The following is a 22865-nucleotide window of genomic DNA, read 5'->3' as shown; positions in this document are numbered from 1 at the left end:
AAGATGTCATTAAAAAATATATAGAAAATCAAGGAAAAGAAAAAGAATATCAAAAAGTGCATGAGGCTCAACTTACACTTTTTGACTTTTAATACTTCGGGGCTCTGCCCCGGGGTAGTTTATTTAAACCTTAGTGTTTTATTTTTTCCGCCATCAAAATTATGATGATTGGCAAGGAGAATGGCACAAAGCATTCACGTTAAAACACTTGAAGGCTCCCTTATGATTACTCTATTTTTAATCTCCTTATAATCCCGTTATTTATTTTTTTTATTGAGTATTTTTAAACCCTTTATATTTCATTAAAGAACAGCATTAGATTTACAGTTGATTCCAGATTCATTTTTTTCCGAAGCCTGTATTTGATTGATTCTATTGCCTTGTATGTGGAATTGGTTGCTATAGCGATCTCTTTTGTAGTAAGCCCGAGTTTGATTAAGGCACAAACCTCAAGTTCAGTATCATTAATTTTAGGGCAGATGTCTCTGATTTTAGCAACGAATAATGCATTGGTTGTCAGAAAAAGAGGGATGAAAGAATTGTCTTTTCTATTGATTGATTCGAAAATGTCCGCCAATTCTACAGCTGAATTATTTACTTCCTGTATTGTTTTGACTGATTCTTCTGATAAAGGTTTGGTCTTAAACCGAAAATCAACAATATAATAGAAAAGTAGTCCTATTGCCAATATAGCGGTAACACGTAAATAGCCAATATACACACTGCTGTCCCCAATGGATCTTAACGTATTATTCTGCTCTCTGAAAAGAAACAGGAGAAGAGTAATGCTACTGATGATTAATGAGCATAAGAAAATTCTCCGTAAATCTTTAAATAATATGAGGGTATATAAAAATAGCAGACAAAAAACAGCTACAAAAAATAAGTCCACAAAAAAATAATGACACAGAAAAGAAAAATAGAGGATTAAAATGACCATGTCTGCAAACTTGAGCTTTTCTATGTTGAATGTATTAATATTGAATAGGGTGATCATATTGAATATCAAAACGAATAATGTGGGATACACTAACATTTTTTTACTGCTGAAAAAGAAATCTGCCACAGATATAAAAAAGAAGATGATAGAAAGTGTAATAACTGCTTTGAATAGTAATTTTGACTCTTCACGGGTGATTTTTGCTTTCATATGGTTTTTATATTCAAATATTTTTATATAGTTGATAGTTTTTATAGCTAATTTTATGACAAACATATAATTTATGGGATGTTGAGTGGAAATTAAGCATCATTCAAAAACCCTTATACCAACCCTTACTTTGCCCTGTGAGAATAAGTTTTTGGGAATCAGTGGTTTTTATTTTTGTTTAAAAAAGTAGATTGTGTAACTTTTTAAGGGAATATTGATCTTAAACTGTATTAATACACTGCGGAAAAGCCAAATTAAAATCTCGAAGGTTTACTTAAAGTCTGTGTAGACCGATTGGTACCTACAAGAATCATACAGGTCCAGCGTATTTTTGGAAGTGGCAAGAAAATGTCCGCCTGTTTTATCGGGTTCACCTGGATTTCTAAGGTATAAAGAGTTGGTATAGCTTGAGCCGTTTACATCCAGTGTTCTCTGCGGAGTCTTTCTATTTATTCCAACTTGCGCACTAATATGGAAACATATATATGCGGCAAATAAAAATGTGGTTATCTTTTTCATACGATCTTAATTATTGGATTAAAGGAGCAGATGCAGCACCTGTTCTGGCGGTATTAACGGTCTGTGTAGAATTGAATTCTTTAGCATAAGCTCTGTCGAAAATCAGTAAGTTGAGCGTCCAGATCCCTTACGGAAGAGCATCATCGGTTGAGAATCCTACATAATCTGCCCTAAGTGAACTATAAGCAAAAATATTGGGCATAGGGGTAATCTAGTTTGCATTGAAAGTATATATGGGCTGTGTAAATCCATGGGAAGCAATGACCACTAGAAACTTGTTTGAATTGATTTTAGTATCATACTCATCTATCCAGTCTTTATCATCACTATTGCAGGTGATTTTAAACTGAATAAGATTAATGGGTACCGGAGTAGTGGGCACAAAAGAATCATTATAAGATGTGATCTTGTTCTGTGGAGCCGGAGATTTAATTAAAAAGGAATAATTTTCATCTGCTCCCAATTTTTCAATAGGATCTTTTAATGTCATACCCGATGTCTCCATGGTACCATTCACTGTCAGTTCCTTTTCAGGAGTAGATGTATTAATCCCAACATTTCCTGCGCTTTGAGCATGCGCAGAAATCATAGTACCGAGTAACAGTACTGTCGAAATAATTTTAATCATTAATTTGTGTGTTAAAATATTTTTTTATCCTTAGTATACAATGCAGAATCTAAACTTTGAATTTGTTTTTCCATTTCGAAATGGTATTTCGGCTCAGTTTAAAGTGAATCGACAATTGTGTGTTATTGAGGTTGTGTTTTTTCTGATAATCCAGTATTTTGAGAATAGATTGATCATCATAAGAACGAAGACGCTGATTCTCTGAAAATATTTCATGGTTTCCAAAAATCCTTTGGTTAAGCTGAATGATGTCCAAAACATTTAATTGCTCTTTTGACAGGATAGATTCGCATTCGTTGAGCTTATCAGGAAATTTTTTCGCAAGGATATCAGAATATATTTTTTTATAGTAAGGTGGGTTTACTTCCTGTTTTTCTTTATTCATTTGTGTAAGGTGCTTTTAAGTCTATTAATTCTTCACGGGTCATTTTTTATTTTCATGTCCTTTTTGTCTTCAAATATTTATATAAAATTGAGGGGTATAGATACATTTTATAACAAACATATAGTTTATGGTATCCTGAGTGAAAATTAAGCATCCCTCAAAAAACCTCACGCCAACCCTTGTTTTACCTCGTTTTGTTTAAATGATTGATAATCTGTCTTTTGATTTTTGTTAAAAATAGATGGATGATGATGAAGGTTCTCCTAAAATATTTCATTGCTGCCAAAAATTCTTTAGTTTAAGCTGAATGATTTTCATTAAGACGTGTTTATTTTCTGTTTTTCTCAATCCACTTGTACAAAGTAGTTTTAGGAATATTATACTCTTCAATAATCTGCTTTTTTGTTTTCTCACCATTTTCGACCATTTCAAGCATAAAATCAATCACCTCTCTGGTGTATATGTTCTTACGAAAATAATGCATTTTCGAATTTTCTTTATTCTTTTTGGTTTTGTTATCTGCTGAAGCCGGAGAATAAAGGATGAGGTTTTGGGAATAAAATCTGAAAAAATCATATTCCAGAATTTTACACCATTTCAAAAGAATTTCAGAATCCAGGCTTCTGGAATTATACATGTTTAAAATGTCCTCGCTGGAACAGTTGAAAAACTTACAAAGCCTGGTAATGTCTACATCACATTCCAAAACTCGTTTACTGACCATGAGGCCAATGTTGATATCTTTAAAATTCATTAAAATAAATCGTATTAAAAGGTAAAAAAGACCAGATACAGAATGTTTAATGTATAGCATTAATACATCACTAAAACTTCCATGAAAAATCTAAGATAAGTAGTAAAAAGTACCGTGTAAGGTCTTTATTGGTGAAAATATTTTATTGTTTGTGTTGAGTGTACTTTGTAGTTTGCTACAAAATATTTCTGTGAGAATTTATTCATTATTGATATCTCCAATATTCATTTATATTTTTTCTTTTTTCAGTAATTATTTATATTCTCATTTATAAGTGTTTTTTTGTCTAATAGATTATAGGTTTCATAATGGCCTGTCCCTATATAAAGATTTATATATAAGAAATTGAAAACTGATCGATATTTTTCATTATTTTAAATGTGCTCATATATTATTAAATTTGTAACTTACTTTTGCAAAATTAGTTGATAAAAACAATCAAAAAGTTCAAATCTAAATTGAATTTTAAATTTCATTACAACTTTTAATATATTGTAAATCAGTGTTTTGAGCAAGCTGTTTTTTGAAATACATTATGATGGTAACTAATAACGAATTTATAAATACATCTGTGGATGCATTAAAGAGAAAATTGATTTCTCAGTATGTGAATTTAATGTCGGGAATATTATTGGGATACTCTTTGGTATTTTATTTCATTATTAAAGATTCTTTTTTTGCAGCCTGGACATTGGCTTATTCTGTTTTACTGTTTTATACATTTATCATCATCCGTAAAAGCTATAACATCAAAGTTCTTGTCCATCTTTACATGACCTATGCACCGTTATTTGCAGGATTTATCATGCTTGACTTTTGGAAATATTCTGCAGCTGCTGCCATGTGGCTTTTACCGGTGCCGCTGGGAGCCCATATTTTTCTGAGAAAAAAATACGTTTATATTTATTCAGTATATATATTTCTGATCATCATTGCGGTAAGCATTCTTAATAGATTTTTTAAGTTTGATTATTTCAGCCTTAACGACGTAAATGTTATTGTAATTTCTGACACCTTTGTTGGCTTATCGAATCTTGCTGTATTCTTAATTTTATTATACTACAATGAAAAAATTAGAAAAGCAGAGATAGAAGAGAGTATCTATAATAAGATGAAGTTTTCTGACACAGACAATCAGAATCAAATGGATGGTAATTTTACAAATGATGCTAAAGTTGCTGTAGCTGTTGAACCCATTGAAAAGGATAAAGAGATTTCCTCAGAGGAGGAGAACATAGATAAGTATATGGCATTATTTGAAGATGTGAAAAATATTGTAGAGAGGGAGGTTTATTTTAAAGATGTAGATTTTACAATTCCCCAACTATCTAACATGTTAAGAACGAATAGTTTATACATATCTAAGTCAATTAGGTTAAATGGGTTTTCAAACTTTAATCATTACCTGAATACCTGCAGAATCGAGAATGTGAAAAAACTGCTTTACGAAAATGATATCAGCAGGGTTACCTTGATGTATATCTACACAGAATCCGGATTTTCAAATCAATCTACCTTTAACAGGGTGTTTAAACAGATCGAAGGGATAACCCCGTCCGAGTTTATAACGATAATAAAAGCAGAGAAAAACAATAGTCAAACGCCTCTGTAATTGTTTATTTATATTCAAATAGTCATTAAAATTTTATATTTATAATAATAAAAGGTCGGCACATTCGTGCCGACCTTACTGCTTATGTTAGAATGCTTTTATTTCCAAAAGCTCCATTTTAATCCGTCAAATACAGCTACTGTTTTACTTACTGTATCGTAGCATATCGTTCCTGCGATTGGGCTTTTCATACTTGTCACAGGATCATTAACCTTTGGTAAAACCAATGCTTTGCTAGCTGATTCCAGCACCAGTACACCTTGTGCCGGAGAACTTGCAGCGCCAATAATGACACCTCCTCCTGTTTCCGCAGAAGCATTAAGCATGATGCCTGTAAGGCTTCCGGTGTCTGATAGGGGTACCCACAAATCATTCTCACGCATTTTTATTGTACTGTCTGTTTTATCTAGCAAAAATGTTCCATTGCTTGCAGCGCTTCCTGTGGGAAGTGTTTCTACAATAGGAAGAATTATTCCGGTCTCCGCTACAGGAAAATCCAAAATGGCATCTCCATCTACAGAAGTTTTACCCATGCCGACCTGTGCGTTTATGGAAGAAAAACCGACAAGAATAATTGCTAATATTATTATTTTTTTCATTTTAATTAATTTAAGAATTATTTATTACTAATTACAGCTTCTTACTACACAATTCCAGCTGGTTCCGTTGTAAAGTTTCACACAATTATCTACTGTATCATAGATAAGCATACCTTCTCGAGGATCTGCAATGAGAGAACTTTGAGAACGTGTAATGACAAAACCTTTCGTTTTCGATTCTAATGCTACAGCACCATTCGGAATGTTTTCAGGCCACCCGTTTTGTTTAGCCTGAACGGTAATGCCAATTTTAGTAAAATTAGTAGCAGGAGCGGGATTTGGATCTTTTGTACAATAGGCGAATTTTGCGAATGTAAAAAACTTACCATTTGGAATTTGGATACCTGGAGTAGCGCTGCTTGTAAGAGGTATATTCACGACATTGGTGGTCATCGCGGCATCATCGGCATAGATTAAATAAGTAGCCTGGATGTCAGAAGTCTTTATATACAGATTCTGTGCGGTTCCTGTAGATTGTACTTTCCATCTGCGGTTCATAATGTTCTGGGCATTGTAGGTTGTTGCCGCACCGTTGTTCCCCGTTATAAAATAGAACTGGTCATTAACAATATCCGTATGGTTAGTACTGCTGTTTGCGTTTGTAAAATCATTATTGGTACTAATGGTAATAATGTCTCCTACAGCATCCTGTGATTTTGAAATTCTCTGATGTAAGGCTTCAGCATCATCTCTGGCTATACCAATCACATTGGTATGGTAGGAACTGGCGGCAGTAGACCATACAGTTGTACCATTAGTGCTTGTATAATTCACAGGAGAGACAAAGGTTCCTAAAGTGACACCATATTTAATGGCTAGATAAGAGACTACTTTGTTATAATCTGTACTGCCTAAAACAGAATTATACATTATATTTTCCGGCATTATGATATCTATTCCGTCATCAAGTCCACCATCACCGTCAACACCTATCAAGAGATCCGTTCCTGATTTTGAAAGGCTGCTACCACTACCTTTTGATACACTGTTTACCTGATAGGCAATAGTTCCGGTACCGGTAGCTGAAAATGTAGTGACAGCTGGAATATTTGCGGTATACGATGCTGATCCGGCAGCACTTGGCCAGGCAATAGGTAAATTTGCTAAAGCCCCAAACCATTCATTGCCACCGCTTGTTGCATTTAAATTTGCACCACCGTGGAAATGGAACATATTTCTAAATCCGGAAACAGTTGGGTTTTTGTTAAGCGCTATCATCGTATAATCATCTCCTGTACTTGTAAATGCATTTTGCATACCCAGACCTGAGCTTGAAGTAGATTGTGCTACAGGATTGAAATTGATATTCATTGCGGAAGAGTTCCTGTATAATGGTCCTGTAGTTTGCAACGCAACTGTGTTGGGAGAAGCAGCTCCTCCAACAAAATTTCCTCCTATCAGTGTTTTATTTGGCCAAGTTGTGATTGCAACATTGTCAGTGGTGTTTCCATTTGGATTATCGTCTGCTTTTATCCAGACGCGCAGATTGCTTACAACACCCCCTGGAGCAATAACGTAAGCAGCAAAAGTAAAATATTGTCCATCTGCTATCGAAACATCAGCATAGTTATAAACCACTGCATTAATGGTCTGCGTATTGGCCGACATGTCTGTAACGGTATTACTTGCTGCAAAGGTAGGATCTGAGCTATTCTGAACAAGTTTTAAATTATTCAATCCTTGAGGCCACATAATTCTTACCGTACCTACGGAAGCGGTATTCTGAACTTTCCAGACAGCACCAAAGCGATAATTAACACCCGGAATACTACTGATTGGAGCAGAAGGTGTTTTTGCCAAACCATTATCTCCGACAACAAGAAACTGCTGATCGGTCAACGTTCCGGAATTGGAAGCATTTGTATTGGCCATACCTGTAAGCCCAATCAAAATCTGCTGTCCGGAATTGCCACTCATTGATTGCTTTTGATAAAGTATAGAACCATCATCTTTACCAATTCCGGTAATATTATTAAGGTATCCAGCATTGGCAGCAGCATTCCAATAATTGGTTGTCCCGTTTGAGGCAATGTAGTTACCAGATTTTGAAATTCCATATTTTAAAGCCAGATAGCTTTCTACTTTATTATAGTCTGTTGCAGTATGTTTTCCTGGATAAACTATTACTTCTGCAACATCTCCATTCCAGAAAAGAATATTATCGGGTGTAGCACCTATTGAAAAAGTATTTGTTGTAACGTTTGCCTGTGAAGCAATCGCTCCAGTTACCTCGGGGCCCCCCTGTGCAGAAGTATAGAATTGCGTACCCGTATAGCCTGATCTAACGAGATTAAGACCTACATTAGGCTGTGTAAGATTCCAGTCAGGGGAGGTTACGGAAGCTGAAGAAGTTGCAAAATCAGCACGATTTGAAGTTGCTATCGGTCCTGCGCCATCACGACCTGAATGAATACCTGTAAACCAGTTAGGTCCCATTCCATAAACCGCTCTATCAGCATTACTACCTAAATTATCTTTTGCTACATAGTAATATGTGTTACCTGCTGTGCTCACTGGCCAGCTTGTTTTTGTGCTAGTATTGGTAAACCGATTGGCGGTAACACCTGTAAAACTTGCCACTGGATTAAAGTTTATAAAATAGGATCCCGCTGGCGAGCTGGTTCTTAATAAATTATAACCATTTGCAGACTGATCAGTCCAAGCTGTGCTTGATAATCCCGCATCCCCTTTGTACCAAGCTGCGGTACCTGTAACTCCACCAGGGCTTTGAGCTTTTGTGAGCATGAGCATATTCACCATCAGGAATATACCCATTAAAGTATTTATTTTTTTCATCTTAATTTGTTTTTAAAATTTAAATGTTTAGAATATGATTTTTTTAAATAAACTTCAAAAGGCGGAGGGCGGGTCACGTATTGTGACAAATGATAATTATTGAAAAAAAGAAAAGTATTATTAATTATTTCATGATTTACATTGGCTGAATATCCGTGTAAGGGTTTTAATATTATATTTTCATTTAAAAACTTCTGATCATATTTAATATTGGTAACTGATGCCGAAATTGCCACAAATTGTTGATAGGATGAAAAGAAATTATCCAGAAAAGGCTTTATAAATTCAGAGGGTTTTGCTTTTTGGTAGGTTTCATCTCTTTTTTTAGTAGATTTTGAGACTGATTGTTTTTTATCTCTTTTGGAACTGAGCTTTGATTTTTTCTTGTTGAATACCAGTTGTTTTGTTTCGCTTAAAGGGTCGTTTATTGTTGAAATTTGTCCCTCAAAATCCCTTTGTCTTACTTGGTTTGTTTTTCCGGAGTCTGTAACGACGAATGTTGTAGTTTCACCAATTGTAATTTTAGTGCCTTTTACAAGATAAAAAGACTGTGCATTGAGTGTCAGTGCAGTTGTCAATAGAAACAAAAACAGCGAAGCCTTTTTGTATAAGGGGAAATTAGGCTTCAGCTGTTGTAGTAAGGGTTTCATTATATGTGCTTTATTATAGTACAGGACAGGGTTTATGCGTCTTGATACTTTTTGATTCAGGATATTTTTGAATCAGAATGAAAATGAGGGAATTAAGGTTTTTCTTATGGATTATGTTGAGTGTTTAAAATCTGTAATATTTTAATGACCCAAATGCTATTAATGATTGACTATAAAGAATATTCCATTGAAAATTACGGGTAAAGAGGTATTTTTATATATATATATATATATTTATGTTTTAATATCATAATCAAATACATGATTATTGTTTCATTTCACTAAAAATATTAAATTATTATTTTAATGTGTGTAAAGATTTAATTATTATCTTTACTTGCAAAGATAGTTGCCTACAGTAATCATAATATATAAGTATAAATCATTTTTTTAATTTGGCTTATAAAATTTAAATTGCTGATATTCATATAATTAATATAGCTAACTTTTATATTTATATGATTTTACATAATGATAATGTACCTGGAAATACAGAAGAAGATATAAAGAGACGTTGCATATCTTTGATTTTATATGTGGTAAGTGTTGCGTTGTGTCTCTATTCAATCATTATTTATGTTACGTTCAAGGATAAGAATTTTGCATTGGTAACGTTTATTTACTCTCTTGTTCTCTTGTGTACATTCTTTCTTGTAAGAAAAACGTTTAATATCAAAGTAATAGTCCATCTCTATTTGATTTTTGATCCACTCTTTGCCGCTTTTATAATGCTCTATTTCTGGAGATATTCATCTGGAACAGCATTATGGATATTACCAGTTCCTATTGGTGCATATATGTTCCTGGAAAAGAAGTATATCTATATATATACACTATATGTTCTGTTAATTATGCTTTTTATCACTTTTATAAGTGAAATTTTGGCCGGTGAAATTCCAGGTTTTAACAATACTGATGTTTCAGATGCGTTAGTGGGGACAGCTAGTATTATAATTGTTATATTGCTGTTATATTATAATGACAAAATAAAATCGGTGAGAATAGCAGACAATTTTGGACAGGATAGAAATTCTAACGATGTTGCTAAATTCAAATCAGAGATTACCAACAGAAATGATAAGAGTAAAACTTTAAAAGAAACCCTTTCCGGTTACGACAGAGATAAAGAAAAGTATGCTGAAATTTTTCAAAACGTACAAAATATTGTTGAAGGACAACTTAGTTTTAAAGATACCTATTTTACTATTTCACAACTATCTCATTTGACGAAAATCAATAATTTATATATTGCAAAATCTATTAAACTGAATGGGTATTACAGCTTTAGTCACTATATTAATTTTTGTAGAATAGAGTATGTGAAGAAATTGATCGACGAGAATGATCTCAGCAAAATCACTCTTATGTGCATTTATACGTCATCAGGATTTAATAGCCAGTCAACTTTTAATCGAGTTTTTAAGCAAATCGAAGGTGTAACCCCAACAGAATATATATATAATATCAAATAAAATACGAATTAGATTTTCTCAAGGCCTTATTAAATGGAAGATATATTCGAAAAATATAAACATTGGTTTAAAGTAAATTACACATATTTAAGATCGAAAATTTTATGTTTTCGATCTTTCTATAGAATATAAGTAAAACTTACTTATTGAATTTAAATCTGGAAAGCTAAACTTACAATTAACTGTTTGCCGCAAGCCTTTTAAGGGCAGCCCATTGTTTTAGGGTAGTACGGGCTTCAGCTGCAGGGTAGCCCAGATAGGTTTTACCTGCGGGTACATCGCCAGCAACACCAGATCCAGCACCTATAATCGCACCATCGCCAATAGTAGTATGATCTTTAATAGAAGCACTTCCGCCAATAATAACACCATTACCCAGGGTAACACTACCTGCAAGGCCACTATTGCCTGCCATAATACAAAATTTGCCCAATACGCTATTGTGGCCTATTTGTACAAGGTTATCAATCTTACAGCCATCGCCAATAATAGTAGAACTAAATTTACCACGGTCTACACAAGAACCTGCACCAATTTCTACCCAGTCGCCAATGACAACATTCCCAATTTGTGGAATTTTTGCCAATCCTCTTTCGGGACACGGTCTAAACCCAAAGCCATCTGCGCCGATAATTGCATTGGGATGCAATATCGTATTTTTCCCAATGTGGCAGTTTTCTCTAATCACAACACCGCTCCATACCGTACTGCTTTTACCCACAATACTATTATCTAAAATGGTCGCATTGGGGTAGATGATTACGTTGTCACCTAGCTGTACATTAGGACCAATGTAGGTGCCTGCACCAATACGAACACCTTTGCCAACAATTGCGGTAGGATGTACAGATGCAGAAGGATGGATGTCGGTATCAAATTGGGGGTGAAGGGGGGCAAATAATTCCAGTACTTGAGACATGGCAAGGTCGGCATTATTAACTTTTATAAATGCTCTGTTTTCGCCAGGATGAATAGAGATGTCATGATTTACCACAGCTACGGATGCTTTGCTGCAAGCCCATAGTTTCTCGTATTTTTTATTTCCTATAAAGGTAATTTGATGATTGCCAGCAAGTTCTATTTGCTCTGGAGAGGAAATAGAATGTGAAGTACTGCCTACTATATAACCCTTTAGTAATGTATTGATTTCTAATACTGAAAATAATTTCATAAGTAATTGTTTTTTTTTGATCCGTGCAGTAATCAAGTTTTTATGCAGGAAATTACCGTAAGGGAAACAGAAAAGTGATTGAGATTTTAATTATTGGTCAAGATGGGGAAAATATGTTAATAAAACGCTGAAAGAACAATAATATTTTAATAATAATCATTTTAATTGTTATATTTTTTTAAAAACGATAATAACCGCTATGAAATTGCGGCAAAACTATACGTATTTAAAAAAAGGTGGATAATTCCTTCTAAAATTAAAAAATCCTGTATTTCCGAAGAATTACAGGATTCATAAGCTTTTCAAGCGTTTTTGTTCATCAGCTTTGTGGAGAATACGGGATTCGAACCCGTGACCTTTTGACTGCCAGTCAAACGCGCTAGCCAACTGCGCCAATCCCCCTTATTTAAAGGTTTGTCCGATAAAAAGTACTTTCTAAAAGACTTTGGCAAAGATAGAAAATATCTCCATACCTGAAAATATTATTTGCGGAAAATCGATGTTTTTTAGAATTATTTCTTTGTTTCTATCTTCAGCAGCTCTGTATCAAACATTTCAGTCAGCTTTTATGCTCCAGATTACTCAACAAAAAGGTTTGAAGGGCTTATTAATCCTGTAATTATTTTTAGATTACGTTGTAGCAACAACAGGTAACCTAATTATAGTAGAAACAATGGGGCTTATTAAATTCATCATCTCAATTTATAGACAATAACTATTTAGTTTTATAAGCTGTAGAAAATGATTTAACTAAATTTATCGCTTGAATATATTGCTAAATTCTATGCTGTAAATTATGAACTATAATGCATGGCTAGTGATTTTAGCTAAAAATAGGAAGCAGTCGTTTTAGCAAGCAATATGACTATTTAAAAATTCCCGAATAAAATATAATAATTTAATGATTAGGAAAGCTACTCAAAAAGATATAATTCAAGCATCAGAAGTATTAGAGGAAGTTAAATTGACTCTCAATATCGATCTATCCTGTTTGACGCTTTCTCATTAAATGAAACAGCCCATATGGTTTATCTGAAAAAAGGATGCGAACTTGTAGGAACTGTCAGTTTTCGAAAAGGAGTTTTCAACTGTTATGAAAATGCAATATAAAATACCATAAGAGGAATGATTAAATATAATGTATGAAAGATATTTTTGTAATAAATGGGAGTGCAAGCAGCAATTCGTCAAATCAAAAACTCATCGATATATTCGCTGACCTGACAAAGGATATTTTTAACTTGAGCGTTTTTAACGAGCTTAAATTACTACCCCATTTTGATCCTGAACTTTCTGTTACCGAACCTCCAAAAGCAATTGTAGACTTTAGACAATCAATAGAAGCTGCAGATGGTATTTTAATCTGTACACCTGAATATGTTTTCAGTATTCCCAGTGGACTTAAAAATGCAATTGAATGGTGCGTTTCCACAACAGTATTTTCAAAAAAACCTTTAGGAATTATTACAGCGTCAGCGAATGGGGAAAAAGGACACTTGGAATTACAGTTGATCATGGAAACATTAATGGCCAATTTCACTGCTGATACAAAGCTTTTAATTCCAGGGATAAAAGGAAAAATCAATGAGGAAGGTATTTTAATGGATACCCAATCAAAAAATGCATTAATAAATTTTATACATGCATATGAAAAACTGATTTCATAGTGAGAAGATGGAATTCAGACTTATAAAGACAGATTGTAATAGCCGGGTCTATTCACTAGTGCCTGAATATTTTTCTTTATCCATAGAATATCTGGGATCGGAAATACATACCATCTTTGCGTGATGGGAGGGAAGTGAAAATCCACTTTCATTGCTTTCTTCCTATAAATCTAATCATTCACCTTTCAGATATTTTAAACCATAAATTTTTTTCCATTTTGTAACAGTATTTCTGCTGAGTTTAAAATGTTTAGCTACCTGGTTGTTACTTAGCTTGTTGTTCTTTTGATAATCCAGGATCTTTTGTACAGTTTCATCATCATACGAACGGTGTCTCTGGTTGAGGGAAATGTTTTTCGTATTATTCCCGAAAATAATAGCATTAATTCTAATAATGTCGATGCTGGATAACTGTTCTTTAGATAATATTTTTTTGCATTTTTCCTTCTTTTCAGGATGCTTTAATTCTATTAGATCTGAGTATATTCTTTTATAATCCGGTTTTACTCTTTCCTGTACTTTTCTATCCATCTATATAATGTGGTTTTAGGAATTTTGTACTCATTTATTACTTGATATTTACTTTTTTTCCCGGTTTCAACAAGTTCTAGAATGAAGTCAATAATTTCTTTAGTGTAAATGTTTTTCCGAAATTCAGGCAGTAATGATTTCTCTTTACCAGATTCATTATTATACTTCACTGTTGAAGACTGAGAAGAGTATAACATTAAATGATGAGAGTAGATTCTAAAGAAATCGTAGTCTAATAATTTGCACCATTTTAATACTACATCCGTTGAAAGATTTTCCTGTATCAACATTTTTTCAATATCGGCTTCAGTACATTTAAAAAAGTTACAGATACGAAGCATTTCTATCTTACATTCTGCGCTGCGCTGACTGATAAGAGTTCCTATATGTATTTCCTTGAAGTTCATGGCTTATTTTTAATACCATAATAGACTTGATTATTTAGCATTTTAATCATCATTTATGTTTGTTATACAAAATTTGTGTTTTTACTTATATATTTATTAACGTATTATATGGCAAATCAGCATTTCTATTTAAGGCCCTAAAGGTCTCTAAATACGAGCCGGAGAATTATTTCCAATACCTAAAATTGTTTAGTATATACAAGATTACAAAGGTATATTTTCTTCTATGAAAAAAATAGATCAGCAAACGTAATCATACATAAACAGCTGATAAACAATGTGTAAATGAATGGCGAAATTTGGAATTTCATTAATTTTATTGGTCTCAGAAATAGTTAAAACTATGCACTTTAGTGCATTTTACTTTCAGTTTCTAAAAATGTTATCTTTGTTTTGTGGATTATCAACGTAGCAATGGTCATAGTGTAAGTAGGTTAACAGCACATATTGTATGGGTTACTAAATATCGTTTTCCAGTATTGGAGGGTGATATTAAATTACGCTGTCGTAGTATTTTGCTTCAAATTTGCCAGGCAGAAGATATTAGAATTTTGAAAGGAGTTGTCTCTAAAGATCATGTTCATATGCATATAGAATATCGCCCTAATCAAGATATAAGTAGTCTTGTTAAACTATTCAAAGGTCGAAGCTCTAGGAAACTTCAAATTGAATTTCCTGAATTGAAACAACGTTATTGGGGACGTCATTTTTGGGCAATAGGATTTGGTTGTTGGAGCACTGGCAATATTACGGATGAAATGCTTAACGAGTATTTGGAACATCATCGAAACCCAACTGATCAAGACCAAAGTAATTTTATCATTGAGTAGTAATACTCGAATCGTGGACTTTAAGTCCACAAACCAAACCTATGGACTTTAAGTCCATAGTGGTTTAGTTATAAAAAAGCAATGTGATCAATGTTGTAATAGTTTTTAATTCTATTCAACTGAACATGACATTGTATACCGTGGAGAGTGACTGGTATTTGATCTCAAAATGCTTAATTACAAAGGTTATTAATTAGTAAGGGTAGTGAAAAAGGGGATGTATTGGAGGGTATAAAAATTTCCCTTTTCGTATCATAAAATTTCTTTTTCGTATCATCCGGTGATAAGCATAGTATTACTTTTGAAGGAATACAATTCTATAGTATTGTTATTATGAAAAAACACATTTTATTCTTAATACTTTTCCTGATCTCTGGTTGGTCAACTGCACAGCAATATCATCCGCTTACCCTTCAGGAAGTAGAAAAGAGATTACTGCCCCAGTTTGGTCCTATGGTTAATACTCTGATTAAGGATATTACACTGGAAGAAATCAAAAAACAGCGTAAAATTGATTCAGAAATGCCTTGGCCTGAACTGAAAAACAAAGATAGCGTTGAGGTGGTTCATTCTAAAATTCCTGGATTTACTACAAAAGATCCTGAAATTCCCGTCACAATTTACAAACCTAAAAACGCGAAAAATCTTCCCATGTTTCTATGGTTCCATGGGGGTGGTTTTATCTATGGAACACCAAAATGGGATCATCAGAAATGTGCAGACTATACACAGAAAGGGAATATCCTTGTTATTAATGTTGATTACCGTTTTGCTCCTGAAAACCCTTTTCCGGCAGCACTTCACGATGCCTATGCTTCTTTATTATGGGCGAATAAAAATGCAGAAAGTATTGGGGGGAACCCCAAACTGCTTGCCGTTGGAGGAGTGAGTGCAGGAGCTGGTATATCAGGAGGTTTGGCACAATATGCAAGAGATCAGAAAGGCCCTAAAATCAGTTTGCAGGTTCTGGAAATTCCTCCGGGTGATTTCGAAATGAAATATCCATCTGTCATTGAATTAAAAAGAATTCCAGGTCTCAAAAGTGATGATTTCCCCATTATAAAAAAGTTTTACATGGGGAAAAACAGAAATTCAAAAGAAAAATACATCCTGCCAGGAAATATTGAAGATGTTTCAAATCTTCCGCCAACAGTGATTTTTGTAGCCGGAGCAGATCCTTTGCGGGATAGCGGGCTGGCTTACACAGACCGGTTGATAAAGGCAGGTAATTTTACCGAACTTCATTTTTTTGCAGGATATGCCCACGGAATGCCGCTTCCCGGCAGCATGGAAATCACGTTGAGAGCAATGAAGCAATTTCTTAAATAATTTACCACCTGTAAGTAAAAGGAGCAATAAAACATAATATTTTTAGATTTACTGAATATTGATAGGGAATAGACATACATGGAGAGACTTTAGATCAGTTACACTTCATACTCTTATAAAAACATGATATTTGTCATGTATTTAATTTTTATTAACTTGCCTTACAAATAAATACCCCTTATGGAATTAATTCTTCCTTATCTTGAAGCAGACGGTTTTAAACAAGGTCTGGTTCAGGATTACAGATTTGGTGAGAAAAATTTCTTGAATTCTACTATTCTGGAAATGCCATCAGATTTGGGGAGTGGGAAGCTGATTCTTTTCAATAATAAAAATTTTCATTTTTTCCGTGGAAAATGGAACTTCCATGAGGAAACCATTTTTCATTCCCCGCATAAAGTTGGAGATAACGGAATGATGGATTTCCGAATCAATAAAGAAGGGAAGATCAGCAGTAATTTTATATATGATGAAAAAGAATTCGAACACAATACTACCGATATTGATGGGATAAGGATTTTTGTACCGGAAAGTATTTTCCCAAAAGATAATGGGCTGTTGAAAGAGAAGCTGGAAAATGCCCAGCGTAATTATCTGAGCCAGGAAAAACTCAAAACTATTTTTGATACTCCTTTTGATGATGCTTCATGCACCATTATTCTTGAAAGCAAAATTCTTGAATTTCTAAGTTACTGGATACATTATCTGCTTTCAGAAGAAAAAACGTTCGAACACAAAAAGGCATTGGAAGATAAAATAAAACTGGCTAAAGATTTTGTTGATACTAATGCATTCCAGAGCCTGGCTATCAAGGAAATCAGCCGTTACTGTGGGCTCAATAGCTGTGATCTGAAAAAAGGATTTAAGGATTATACACAGTTACCTATACATCAATACATCATTAAAGCAAGAATGGAAATGGCTAGATCTATGCTTCTGAAAACCGAAAAATCGGTTGGAGAGATCAGCGACTTTATTGGGTATAATAACCGCGGTCATTTTTCACAACTCTATCTCCGCTATTTCGGGAAGCTTCCTTCTGAAGAACGTCTATAAAATTAAACACTTTTATATATCGCCTTATAAATGATAGCTATATTGTCGTTTATGGGCGATTTTGTTTTTATACACGTTGAAAAAATTCCCTTTTCGTATCACGGAATTCCTTTTTCGTGTCAGCACCTATTCAGCATATCATTAATTTGGAGTTAAGATTAGTTGATGTGAAAACTACCTTGGTTAAAGGGATTTCATATCAATATTAACTTAATATGAACAAAAATATGCTGAATTTATCAATTTTAGTAGAACAAATTGCAAAAAGAAATCCTGAAAAACCTGCCTTAAGTCTTGGTGAAGTTACTTTAAGTTATAAAACTCTCCATGAGAAAATTTGTCAAACCGCCAATGCCCTTACAAAAAAAGGAATCGGCTATGGTAACAATGTCGCTTTGCTCTGTCCTAATAATCTTCAATTCCCGATTATTTTTTTCGGGATATTAAAAACCGGAGCAGCTGTTGTTCCGCTGAGTATTTTTCTTAAACCTGAAGAAGTAGCTTATCACCTTTCTGATTCCGACAGTACCATGTTTTTATGTTTCGAAGGGACTCCGGAACTGCCGACAGGAAAATTCGGAAAAGAAGGATTTGATAAAACCGAATCATGCAAAGATTTTATCAGCATCGGCAATATAGCAGAAGATATTCAGAATTTTGATGATTTAATAAAAGATGAAGACACAGATTTTGAATCTTACACAACTTCATCAGAAGATACAGCCGTTATCATTTATACTTCCGGAACTACTGGAAAACCTAAAGGTGCAGAACTTTCACACATTAATCTTTTTACCAATGCAGAAGCCAGTACTGCAATCGTGGCGTCTTCTGAATTTGAAGGGCAACTTGTTGTTTTACCATTATTTCACATTTTTGGGCTAACGGTCATGATGCTTGCCGGAATCCGAAAATCACTTCACCTTATTCTGCTGCCAAAATTTGAGGCAAAAACAGTTTACCGGATTATTGACCATTTTGAGGTCAAAATTTTTGCTGGTGTTCCATCCATGTACTGGACCCTTCTCAATGAGGAAGATACTGAAGAAAACAGAAATATTATTAAAAAATTAAGGATATGCCTTTCCGGTGGAGCTTCTCTTCCTGTAAAAATAATTAATGAATTCGAAGACCGTTTCGGAGTTCCGATTTTCGAAGGATATGGAATGTCTGAAGGCTCTCCTGTGGTAACGTTCAATCAGTTGGAAGTTGGTAGAAAACCAGGTTCTATAGGAACTCCCATTTGGGGAGTTGACGTAAAGATTGTAGATGATCACCGCAATGAACTCCCCGTTGGCGAAAAAGGGGAACTCATCTATCGCGGTCCCAATGTAATGAAAGCCTATTACAAAAAGCCTACAGAAACAGAAGAAGTTCTGAAAAATGGCTGGCTGTTTTCCGGAGATATTGCTGTAAAAGATGAAGACGGTTTTTTCTTCATTGTAGACCGGAAAAAAGAAATGATTATCCGAGGCGGAATGAATGTTTATCCGCGCGAAGTAGAAGAAGTGATGATGAGAAATCCTGATATTTCTATGGTTGCCATTATTGGCATCGATGATGAAAAACTAGGGGAAGAAATTAAAGCATTTGTGGTGAGGAAAAAAGAAAGCAAGGCTTCCGAAGAAGATATCAGGCTATGGACAAAAGAAAGAATTGCCCAGTACAAATATCCGAGAATCATAGAATTTATAGATGAGATGCCCTTAAGCGCCACAGGAAAAATACTTAAAAAGAATTTAAAAAAACAACTGAAATGAATTATTGTAAAATCGCAGTGCTGTCCATTGGATTATTGACAGTTAGCTGCTCAACACAAAATGTTGAAAGCGCCAAAACGGTTTCTCTAAGCCAAAAGGCAGAAAAGCTTACCGACATAAAATACGGTTCACACGAAAGGAACGTGATGGATATTTATCTTCCTGCTGACAGAAGTCCTAAAACGGCATTTCTCATTAATATCCATGGAGGAGCCTGGGTACAGGGTGATAAAAAAGACAATGGAAAACTTTCCGAATACCTTCTTTCACAAGGGATTGCTGTTGCCAATCTCGATTACCGTTATGCCAATCTTACAGACACGCATCTTCCGGAACTTCTGGATGATATTGACCATGTTTCAAAATATCTTTCTTCCCATGCCCGGGAATGGAATACCAGGAAAAACGGTTTTTCAATTTCCGGAGGCAGTTCTGGTGCCCATGTTTCCCTGATGTATGCCTACACAAAAAATCCTCAGATCAAAACCATTATAGAAATGTGTGGTCCTGTAGATTTTACAGATGTTCAGACATTACAATATGTGAAAGCAGCTAACCTTTTGGATGTCCTGAATAAAATGTCAGGTAACAAAGTAGTCTGGAATCCCGGTGATGCTATCCCCGAAGCTTATGTTAAAACCAGTCCTGCCAAATTTGTGAATCAGATTCCCACGATGATTATTCATGGTGATCAAGATGAGGTGGTTCCCATCCAGCAGGCTTATATTCTGGAAAAAGCCCTGAAGGCAAAAGGAGTTCAGTATAAATTGGTCATAGTTCCCGGAGCCGGGCATCTTATTACAAAACTACCGGAAAATGAACAGACGGTATTTACCAACGTGGTAGAATGGCTTAAAAAATATGGCACAAATTAACGATTAAAGGATATGAATACTACATTTTTAAATACAAAAATAACTATAGCAATACTTTTCCTGACAGCATCTGCAAGTGTACTGGCTCAGAAAAAAGAAGCTGATACGACGAAAACAAAAGATATCGATGAAGTGATCATGACGGGGGTATTTGATAAAAGGACAAGAATGAATGCACCCATTGCGATTTCTGTCCTGAAAAGCGATGTCATTGAGAAGCAGGTTCCGATTAGTGCTGCAGATCTGCTTAAAAATGTTCCCGGGGTGTATGTCAATTCTTCACTGGGAGAGATCAGGAATAATGTAAGCTCAAGAGGGATCAGTGCAGGTTCTTCAGATGGTACGTTTGCTTACGAATATATATCTATGCAGGAAGATGGTTTGCCGGTAACCAATACCACCTATTATAATTATGGCCCTGACTTTTTTCTACGAGCAGATGCCACAATTTCTCAGATTGATGCCGTGAGAGGAGGCCCTGCTTCTATTACTGCGGCCAATGCGCCAGGTGGAATTTTCAATTATATTTCCAAAACGGGCGGAAATAAATTCGGAGGAGAAATCCGGGCCAAATATGGTGTCCAGGGAGCAAATAATTCCGGGTATCACAGACTTGATGCTAATTTTGGAGGACCTTTGGGAAATAACTGGTTTTTTAATGTTGGCGGATTTTACAGGTATGATTTGGGAGCCAGATATGCAGGATATCCGTTTAATAATGGGGGACAGGTAAAAGCAAACATCGTAAAAAAATACAATAAAGGAAGTCTGAAAGTATTTCTAAAGTATCTTGACGACAAAAATGGCTATGCACAATTGGTTCCTACAAGAAATTATACAAGTCCTGAGCCGGCAGAAGGGTTCAGCAGCAGTTCATCTTTACTGATTCCGAAATTACAGTATAATTCTCCGGATTTTATTCATGGAGGGAATATAGATTATAACTCAGGCCGTCTGGTGAGTAACAAATACCGATCTGTAGGATTAAACTGGGAGCACAACCTGGGAAATGACTGGAAACTGTTTTTTGCAAGTAAGTATTCTGATAATGACGTGGTACAGAATAGCGTAGGAAATTCTTTTCTTACATCCCTGGATGATATGACCTCTTATTTTTTGGTCGGCGGGCTGGGAGTGGGGACCTATTCCTTTAAGGATGCCCTCACAGGACAGGAGCTTGCCAGTGTGAATTCTGCTCTGGGGGCCGGAGGATTACCGGTTTACCAGATCACCAAGAATCAATTGCCGGGTCAGTCTATTCAGAATAATTCATTTTTAATGTCAGCGCTTAATTTTTATGAAAATAAGGTCAAGGAATCAATGAACCAGCTGACCATCAATAAAAAATGGAACAAGATGAATTTCTCATTTGGTGGTTATTATGGTTATTCGGATGTATGGCGTTTTTCGGGAATCAATGGAATAGGGCTTACGACTTTAGAGAACCGGCCAAGAATGATGACCTTAAGTTTAACGGGAGTTACCACTTTAGATTTTACAAAACCAGGTGTTTATCAATTAACCAACGGTGATGGGTTTGCCCAGGCGGCCGGAAGCACCGGAGATTTACTGGAATTCAAAGCTAAACAACAACAGGGAGCTGTATTTTTCGGGCATACCTGGGATATTACGGATCACCTGACACTGGATTGGGGAATACGGTATGAAAAAGTATGGATCAAAGGAGATAATACGCGAACCTATCTGTTTTCTGATAAAAACGGAGGTACAGATGGTAGCATTTATACCTTGTACAATAACAACGCCCTGACAAAACTGACGAACGTTGCCTACAACAGACAGCTGGAAAATTTTTCCTATTCAGCGGCGCTGAACTATAAATTTAATAATAATGTTGCCGTATATGCCAGATACTCTAAAGGCAGCAAGTCTCCGGACCTTGATATGTTCTTTGCAGCCAACAGACCGGAAACGATAGATTTACTGGATCCGCAATCGAGAAAAACGCAACAGGTAGAAATGGGGTTTAAGACGAAGACAACCTATTTTGATGCTTTTATAACTCCATTTTACAGCTTACTGAGCAATGTACCTTACAGCTTTATGGCAGATGACGGGAAAGGCGGGTTCTACACAACTCCTTCATTATATAATAAAAATGAAACATTTGGGATTGAGTTGGAAACCAATATCAGACCGACCGATAATTTCAATATCAGAGCTGTGCTTACATTGCAGAATCCGAAAGTGAAGGAAGGTTACTTATGGAACTTAGGAAGTGCACCCGGTCCCGCAGATGATACCGTATTTTCATATTCAGGAACTACTATTGCCTATACACCAAAAATTATGGCTAATGTAACTCCTAATTTAAAAATTGGTAAAGCATTTGGATTTGTAACCTGGAATTATATGGGAAAAAGAGAGGGGAGCAATACCAATGTCTATAAATTGCCTGGATTTTCACAGTTTGATTTAGGGATAGGGTATAATTTAAATGAGAATCTCAGCATGCTCATCAATGTGAACAATGTATTTAATAAATATGGAGTGATGAGCTATCAGAGACCGGGAACCCTCCAGCAACAGCTTGCCGGCTTTGAAAACTTTACCCAGGCTGAATATGCTTCTGCAGTTGCTAACAATACTCCTTATTTCACGATTGCGATTCCACCAACTTCCGGATATCTTACGGTAACCTATAAATTTTAAT

At 35.0% G+C, this 22865-nt stretch carries 20 protein-coding genes and 1 tRNA gene; 9 read left to right on the top strand and 12 right to left on the bottom strand.

Features of this window, described 5'->3' with window-relative positions; all coding sequences use genetic code 11:
- Positions 1-292: 292 nt before the first annotated feature.
- From HHL23_RS02780 to HHL23_RS02760, 5 genes are all read right to left on the bottom strand, one after another.
- Entirely contained in the window at positions 293-1150 is an 858-nt protein-coding gene (locus HHL23_RS02780) for a helix-turn-helix transcriptional regulator (protein ID WP_169233288.1), read from the bottom strand.
- Between the two features lie 270 nt (positions 1151-1420).
- Positions 1421-1669, bottom strand: coding sequence for a hypothetical protein (locus HHL23_RS02775; RefSeq protein ID WP_228464582.1), 249 nt, complete (start codon positions 1667-1669; stop codon positions 1421-1423).
- 211 nt (positions 1670-1880) lie between these two features.
- The gene (locus tag HHL23_RS02770) at positions 1881-2297 is read right to left on the bottom strand and encodes a hypothetical protein (protein WP_228464580.1); all 417 of its coding nucleotides are present in this window, start codon (positions 2295-2297) and stop codon (positions 1881-1883) included.
- A gap of 49 nt (positions 2298-2346) precedes the next feature.
- Positions 2347-2682, bottom strand: coding sequence for a helix-turn-helix domain-containing protein (locus HHL23_RS02765; RefSeq protein ID WP_169233287.1), 336 nt, complete (start codon positions 2680-2682; stop codon positions 2347-2349).
- A 328-nt stretch (positions 2683-3010) separates the two neighbouring features.
- The gene (locus HHL23_RS02760; protein WP_228464579.1) at positions 3011-3406 is read right to left on the bottom strand and encodes a helix-turn-helix domain-containing protein; all 396 of its coding nucleotides are present in this window, start codon (positions 3404-3406) and stop codon (positions 3011-3013) included.
- A gap of 565 nt (positions 3407-3971) precedes the next feature.
- On the opposite strand from HHL23_RS02760, the gene HHL23_RS02755 reads away from it, so the two are divergent.
- Positions 3972-5048, top strand: a complete 1077-nt coding sequence (locus tag HHL23_RS02755; RefSeq protein WP_169233285.1) for a helix-turn-helix domain-containing protein — start codon at positions 3972-3974, stop codon at positions 5046-5048.
- A gap of 98 nt (positions 5049-5146) precedes the next feature.
- Here HHL23_RS02755 and HHL23_RS02750 read toward each other — a convergent pair whose 3' ends face one another.
- Genes HHL23_RS02750 through HHL23_RS02740 form a run of 3 tightly spaced genes read right to left on the bottom strand, consistent with a single transcriptional unit; the run spans position 5147 to position 9093 of the window.
- The gene (locus HHL23_RS02750) at positions 5147-5647 is read right to left on the bottom strand and encodes a hypothetical protein (protein ID WP_169233284.1); all 501 of its coding nucleotides are present in this window, start codon (positions 5645-5647) and stop codon (positions 5147-5149) included.
- Between the two features lie 27 nt (positions 5648-5674).
- Positions 5675-8443, bottom strand: a complete 2769-nt coding sequence (locus HHL23_RS02745; protein WP_169233283.1) for a hypothetical protein — start codon at positions 8441-8443, stop codon at positions 5675-5677.
- Positions 8440-9093, bottom strand: a complete 654-nt coding sequence (locus HHL23_RS02740) for a hypothetical protein (RefSeq protein WP_169233282.1) — start codon at positions 9091-9093, stop codon at positions 8440-8442. The genes HHL23_RS02745 and HHL23_RS02740 overlap by 4 nt, the downstream gene beginning before the upstream one ends.
- A 458-nt stretch (positions 9094-9551) precedes the next feature.
- On the opposite strand from HHL23_RS02740, the gene HHL23_RS02735 reads away from it, so the two are divergent.
- Positions 9552-10565: an AraC family transcriptional regulator gene (locus HHL23_RS02735; protein ID WP_169233281.1), complete on the top strand. Its 1014-nt coding sequence runs from the start codon at positions 9552-9554 to the stop codon at positions 10563-10565.
- Positions 10566-10743: 178 nt separating this feature from the next.
- Here HHL23_RS02735 and lpxD read toward each other — a convergent pair whose 3' ends face one another.
- Complete coding sequence (gene lpxD / locus HHL23_RS02730; protein ID WP_169233280.1) at positions 10744-11736, bottom strand: UDP-3-O-(3-hydroxymyristoyl)glucosamine N-acyltransferase; 993 nt, start codon at positions 11734-11736, stop codon at positions 10744-10746.
- A gap of 328 nt (positions 11737-12064) precedes the next feature.
- Positions 12065-12138, bottom strand: a tRNA-Ala gene (locus HHL23_RS02725).
- 740 nt (positions 12139-12878) lie between these two features.
- On the opposite strand from HHL23_RS02725, the gene HHL23_RS02715 reads away from it, so the two are divergent.
- Positions 12879-13403, top strand: a complete 525-nt coding sequence (locus tag HHL23_RS02715; protein WP_169233279.1) for an NADPH-dependent FMN reductase — start codon at positions 12879-12881, stop codon at positions 13401-13403.
- Positions 13404-13577: 174 nt separating this feature from the next.
- Here the strand turns inward: HHL23_RS02715 and HHL23_RS02710 are convergent, their stop codons facing one another.
- Together HHL23_RS02710 and HHL23_RS02705 are read right to left on the bottom strand one after the other, a co-directional pair.
- Positions 13578-13934: a helix-turn-helix domain-containing protein gene (locus HHL23_RS02710; protein ID WP_169233278.1), complete on the bottom strand. Its 357-nt coding sequence runs from the start codon at positions 13932-13934 to the stop codon at positions 13578-13580.
- Positions 13907-14341, bottom strand: coding sequence for a transposase (locus tag HHL23_RS02705; RefSeq protein WP_169233277.1), 435 nt, complete (start codon positions 14339-14341; stop codon positions 13907-13909). Before HHL23_RS02705 ends, HHL23_RS02710 begins: the two co-directional genes overlap by 28 nt.
- A 395-nt stretch (positions 14342-14736) precedes the next feature.
- Here HHL23_RS02705 and tnpA point away from each other — a divergent pair, with 395 nt between their 5' ends.
- The 6 genes from tnpA to HHL23_RS02675 all read left to right on the top strand — a co-directional run bounded on the left by tnpA (position 14737) and on the right by HHL23_RS02675 (position 22864).
- Complete coding sequence (gene tnpA, locus HHL23_RS02700; protein ID WP_169233276.1) at positions 14737-15171, top strand: IS200/IS605 family transposase; 435 nt, start codon at positions 14737-14739, stop codon at positions 15169-15171.
- Positions 15172-15504: 333 nt separating this feature from the next.
- Positions 15505-16500, top strand: coding sequence for an alpha/beta hydrolase (locus HHL23_RS02695; RefSeq protein WP_169233275.1), 996 nt, complete (start codon positions 15505-15507; stop codon positions 16498-16500).
- Positions 16501-16680: 180 nt separating this feature from the next.
- Positions 16681-17556, top strand: a complete 876-nt coding sequence (locus HHL23_RS02690; protein WP_169233274.1) for a helix-turn-helix transcriptional regulator — start codon at positions 16681-16683, stop codon at positions 17554-17556.
- 227 nt (positions 17557-17783) lie between these two features.
- Positions 17784-19316, top strand: a complete 1533-nt coding sequence (locus tag HHL23_RS02685; protein WP_169233273.1) for a long-chain-fatty-acid--CoA ligase — start codon at positions 17784-17786, stop codon at positions 19314-19316.
- On the top strand, positions 19313-20191 hold the full coding sequence (locus HHL23_RS02680) for an alpha/beta hydrolase (protein ID WP_169233272.1): 879 nt from the start codon (positions 19313-19315) through the stop codon (positions 20189-20191). The genes HHL23_RS02685 and HHL23_RS02680 overlap by 4 nt, the downstream gene beginning before the upstream one ends.
- 12 nt (positions 20192-20203) lie before the next feature.
- Positions 20204-22864: a TonB-dependent receptor domain-containing protein gene (locus HHL23_RS02675; RefSeq protein ID WP_169233271.1), complete on the top strand. Its 2661-nt coding sequence runs from the start codon at positions 20204-20206 to the stop codon at positions 22862-22864.
- Position 22865 lies beyond the last annotated feature (1 nt).

It is taken from the genome of Chryseobacterium antibioticum (assembly GCF_012927325.1).
GTDB classification, from domain to species: Bacteria; Bacteroidota; Bacteroidia; order Flavobacteriales; family Weeksellaceae; genus Chryseobacterium; species Chryseobacterium antibioticum.
Note: the sequence above shows the minus strand (reverse complement) of the source record. Positions and strands in the feature narration are given on the sequence as shown.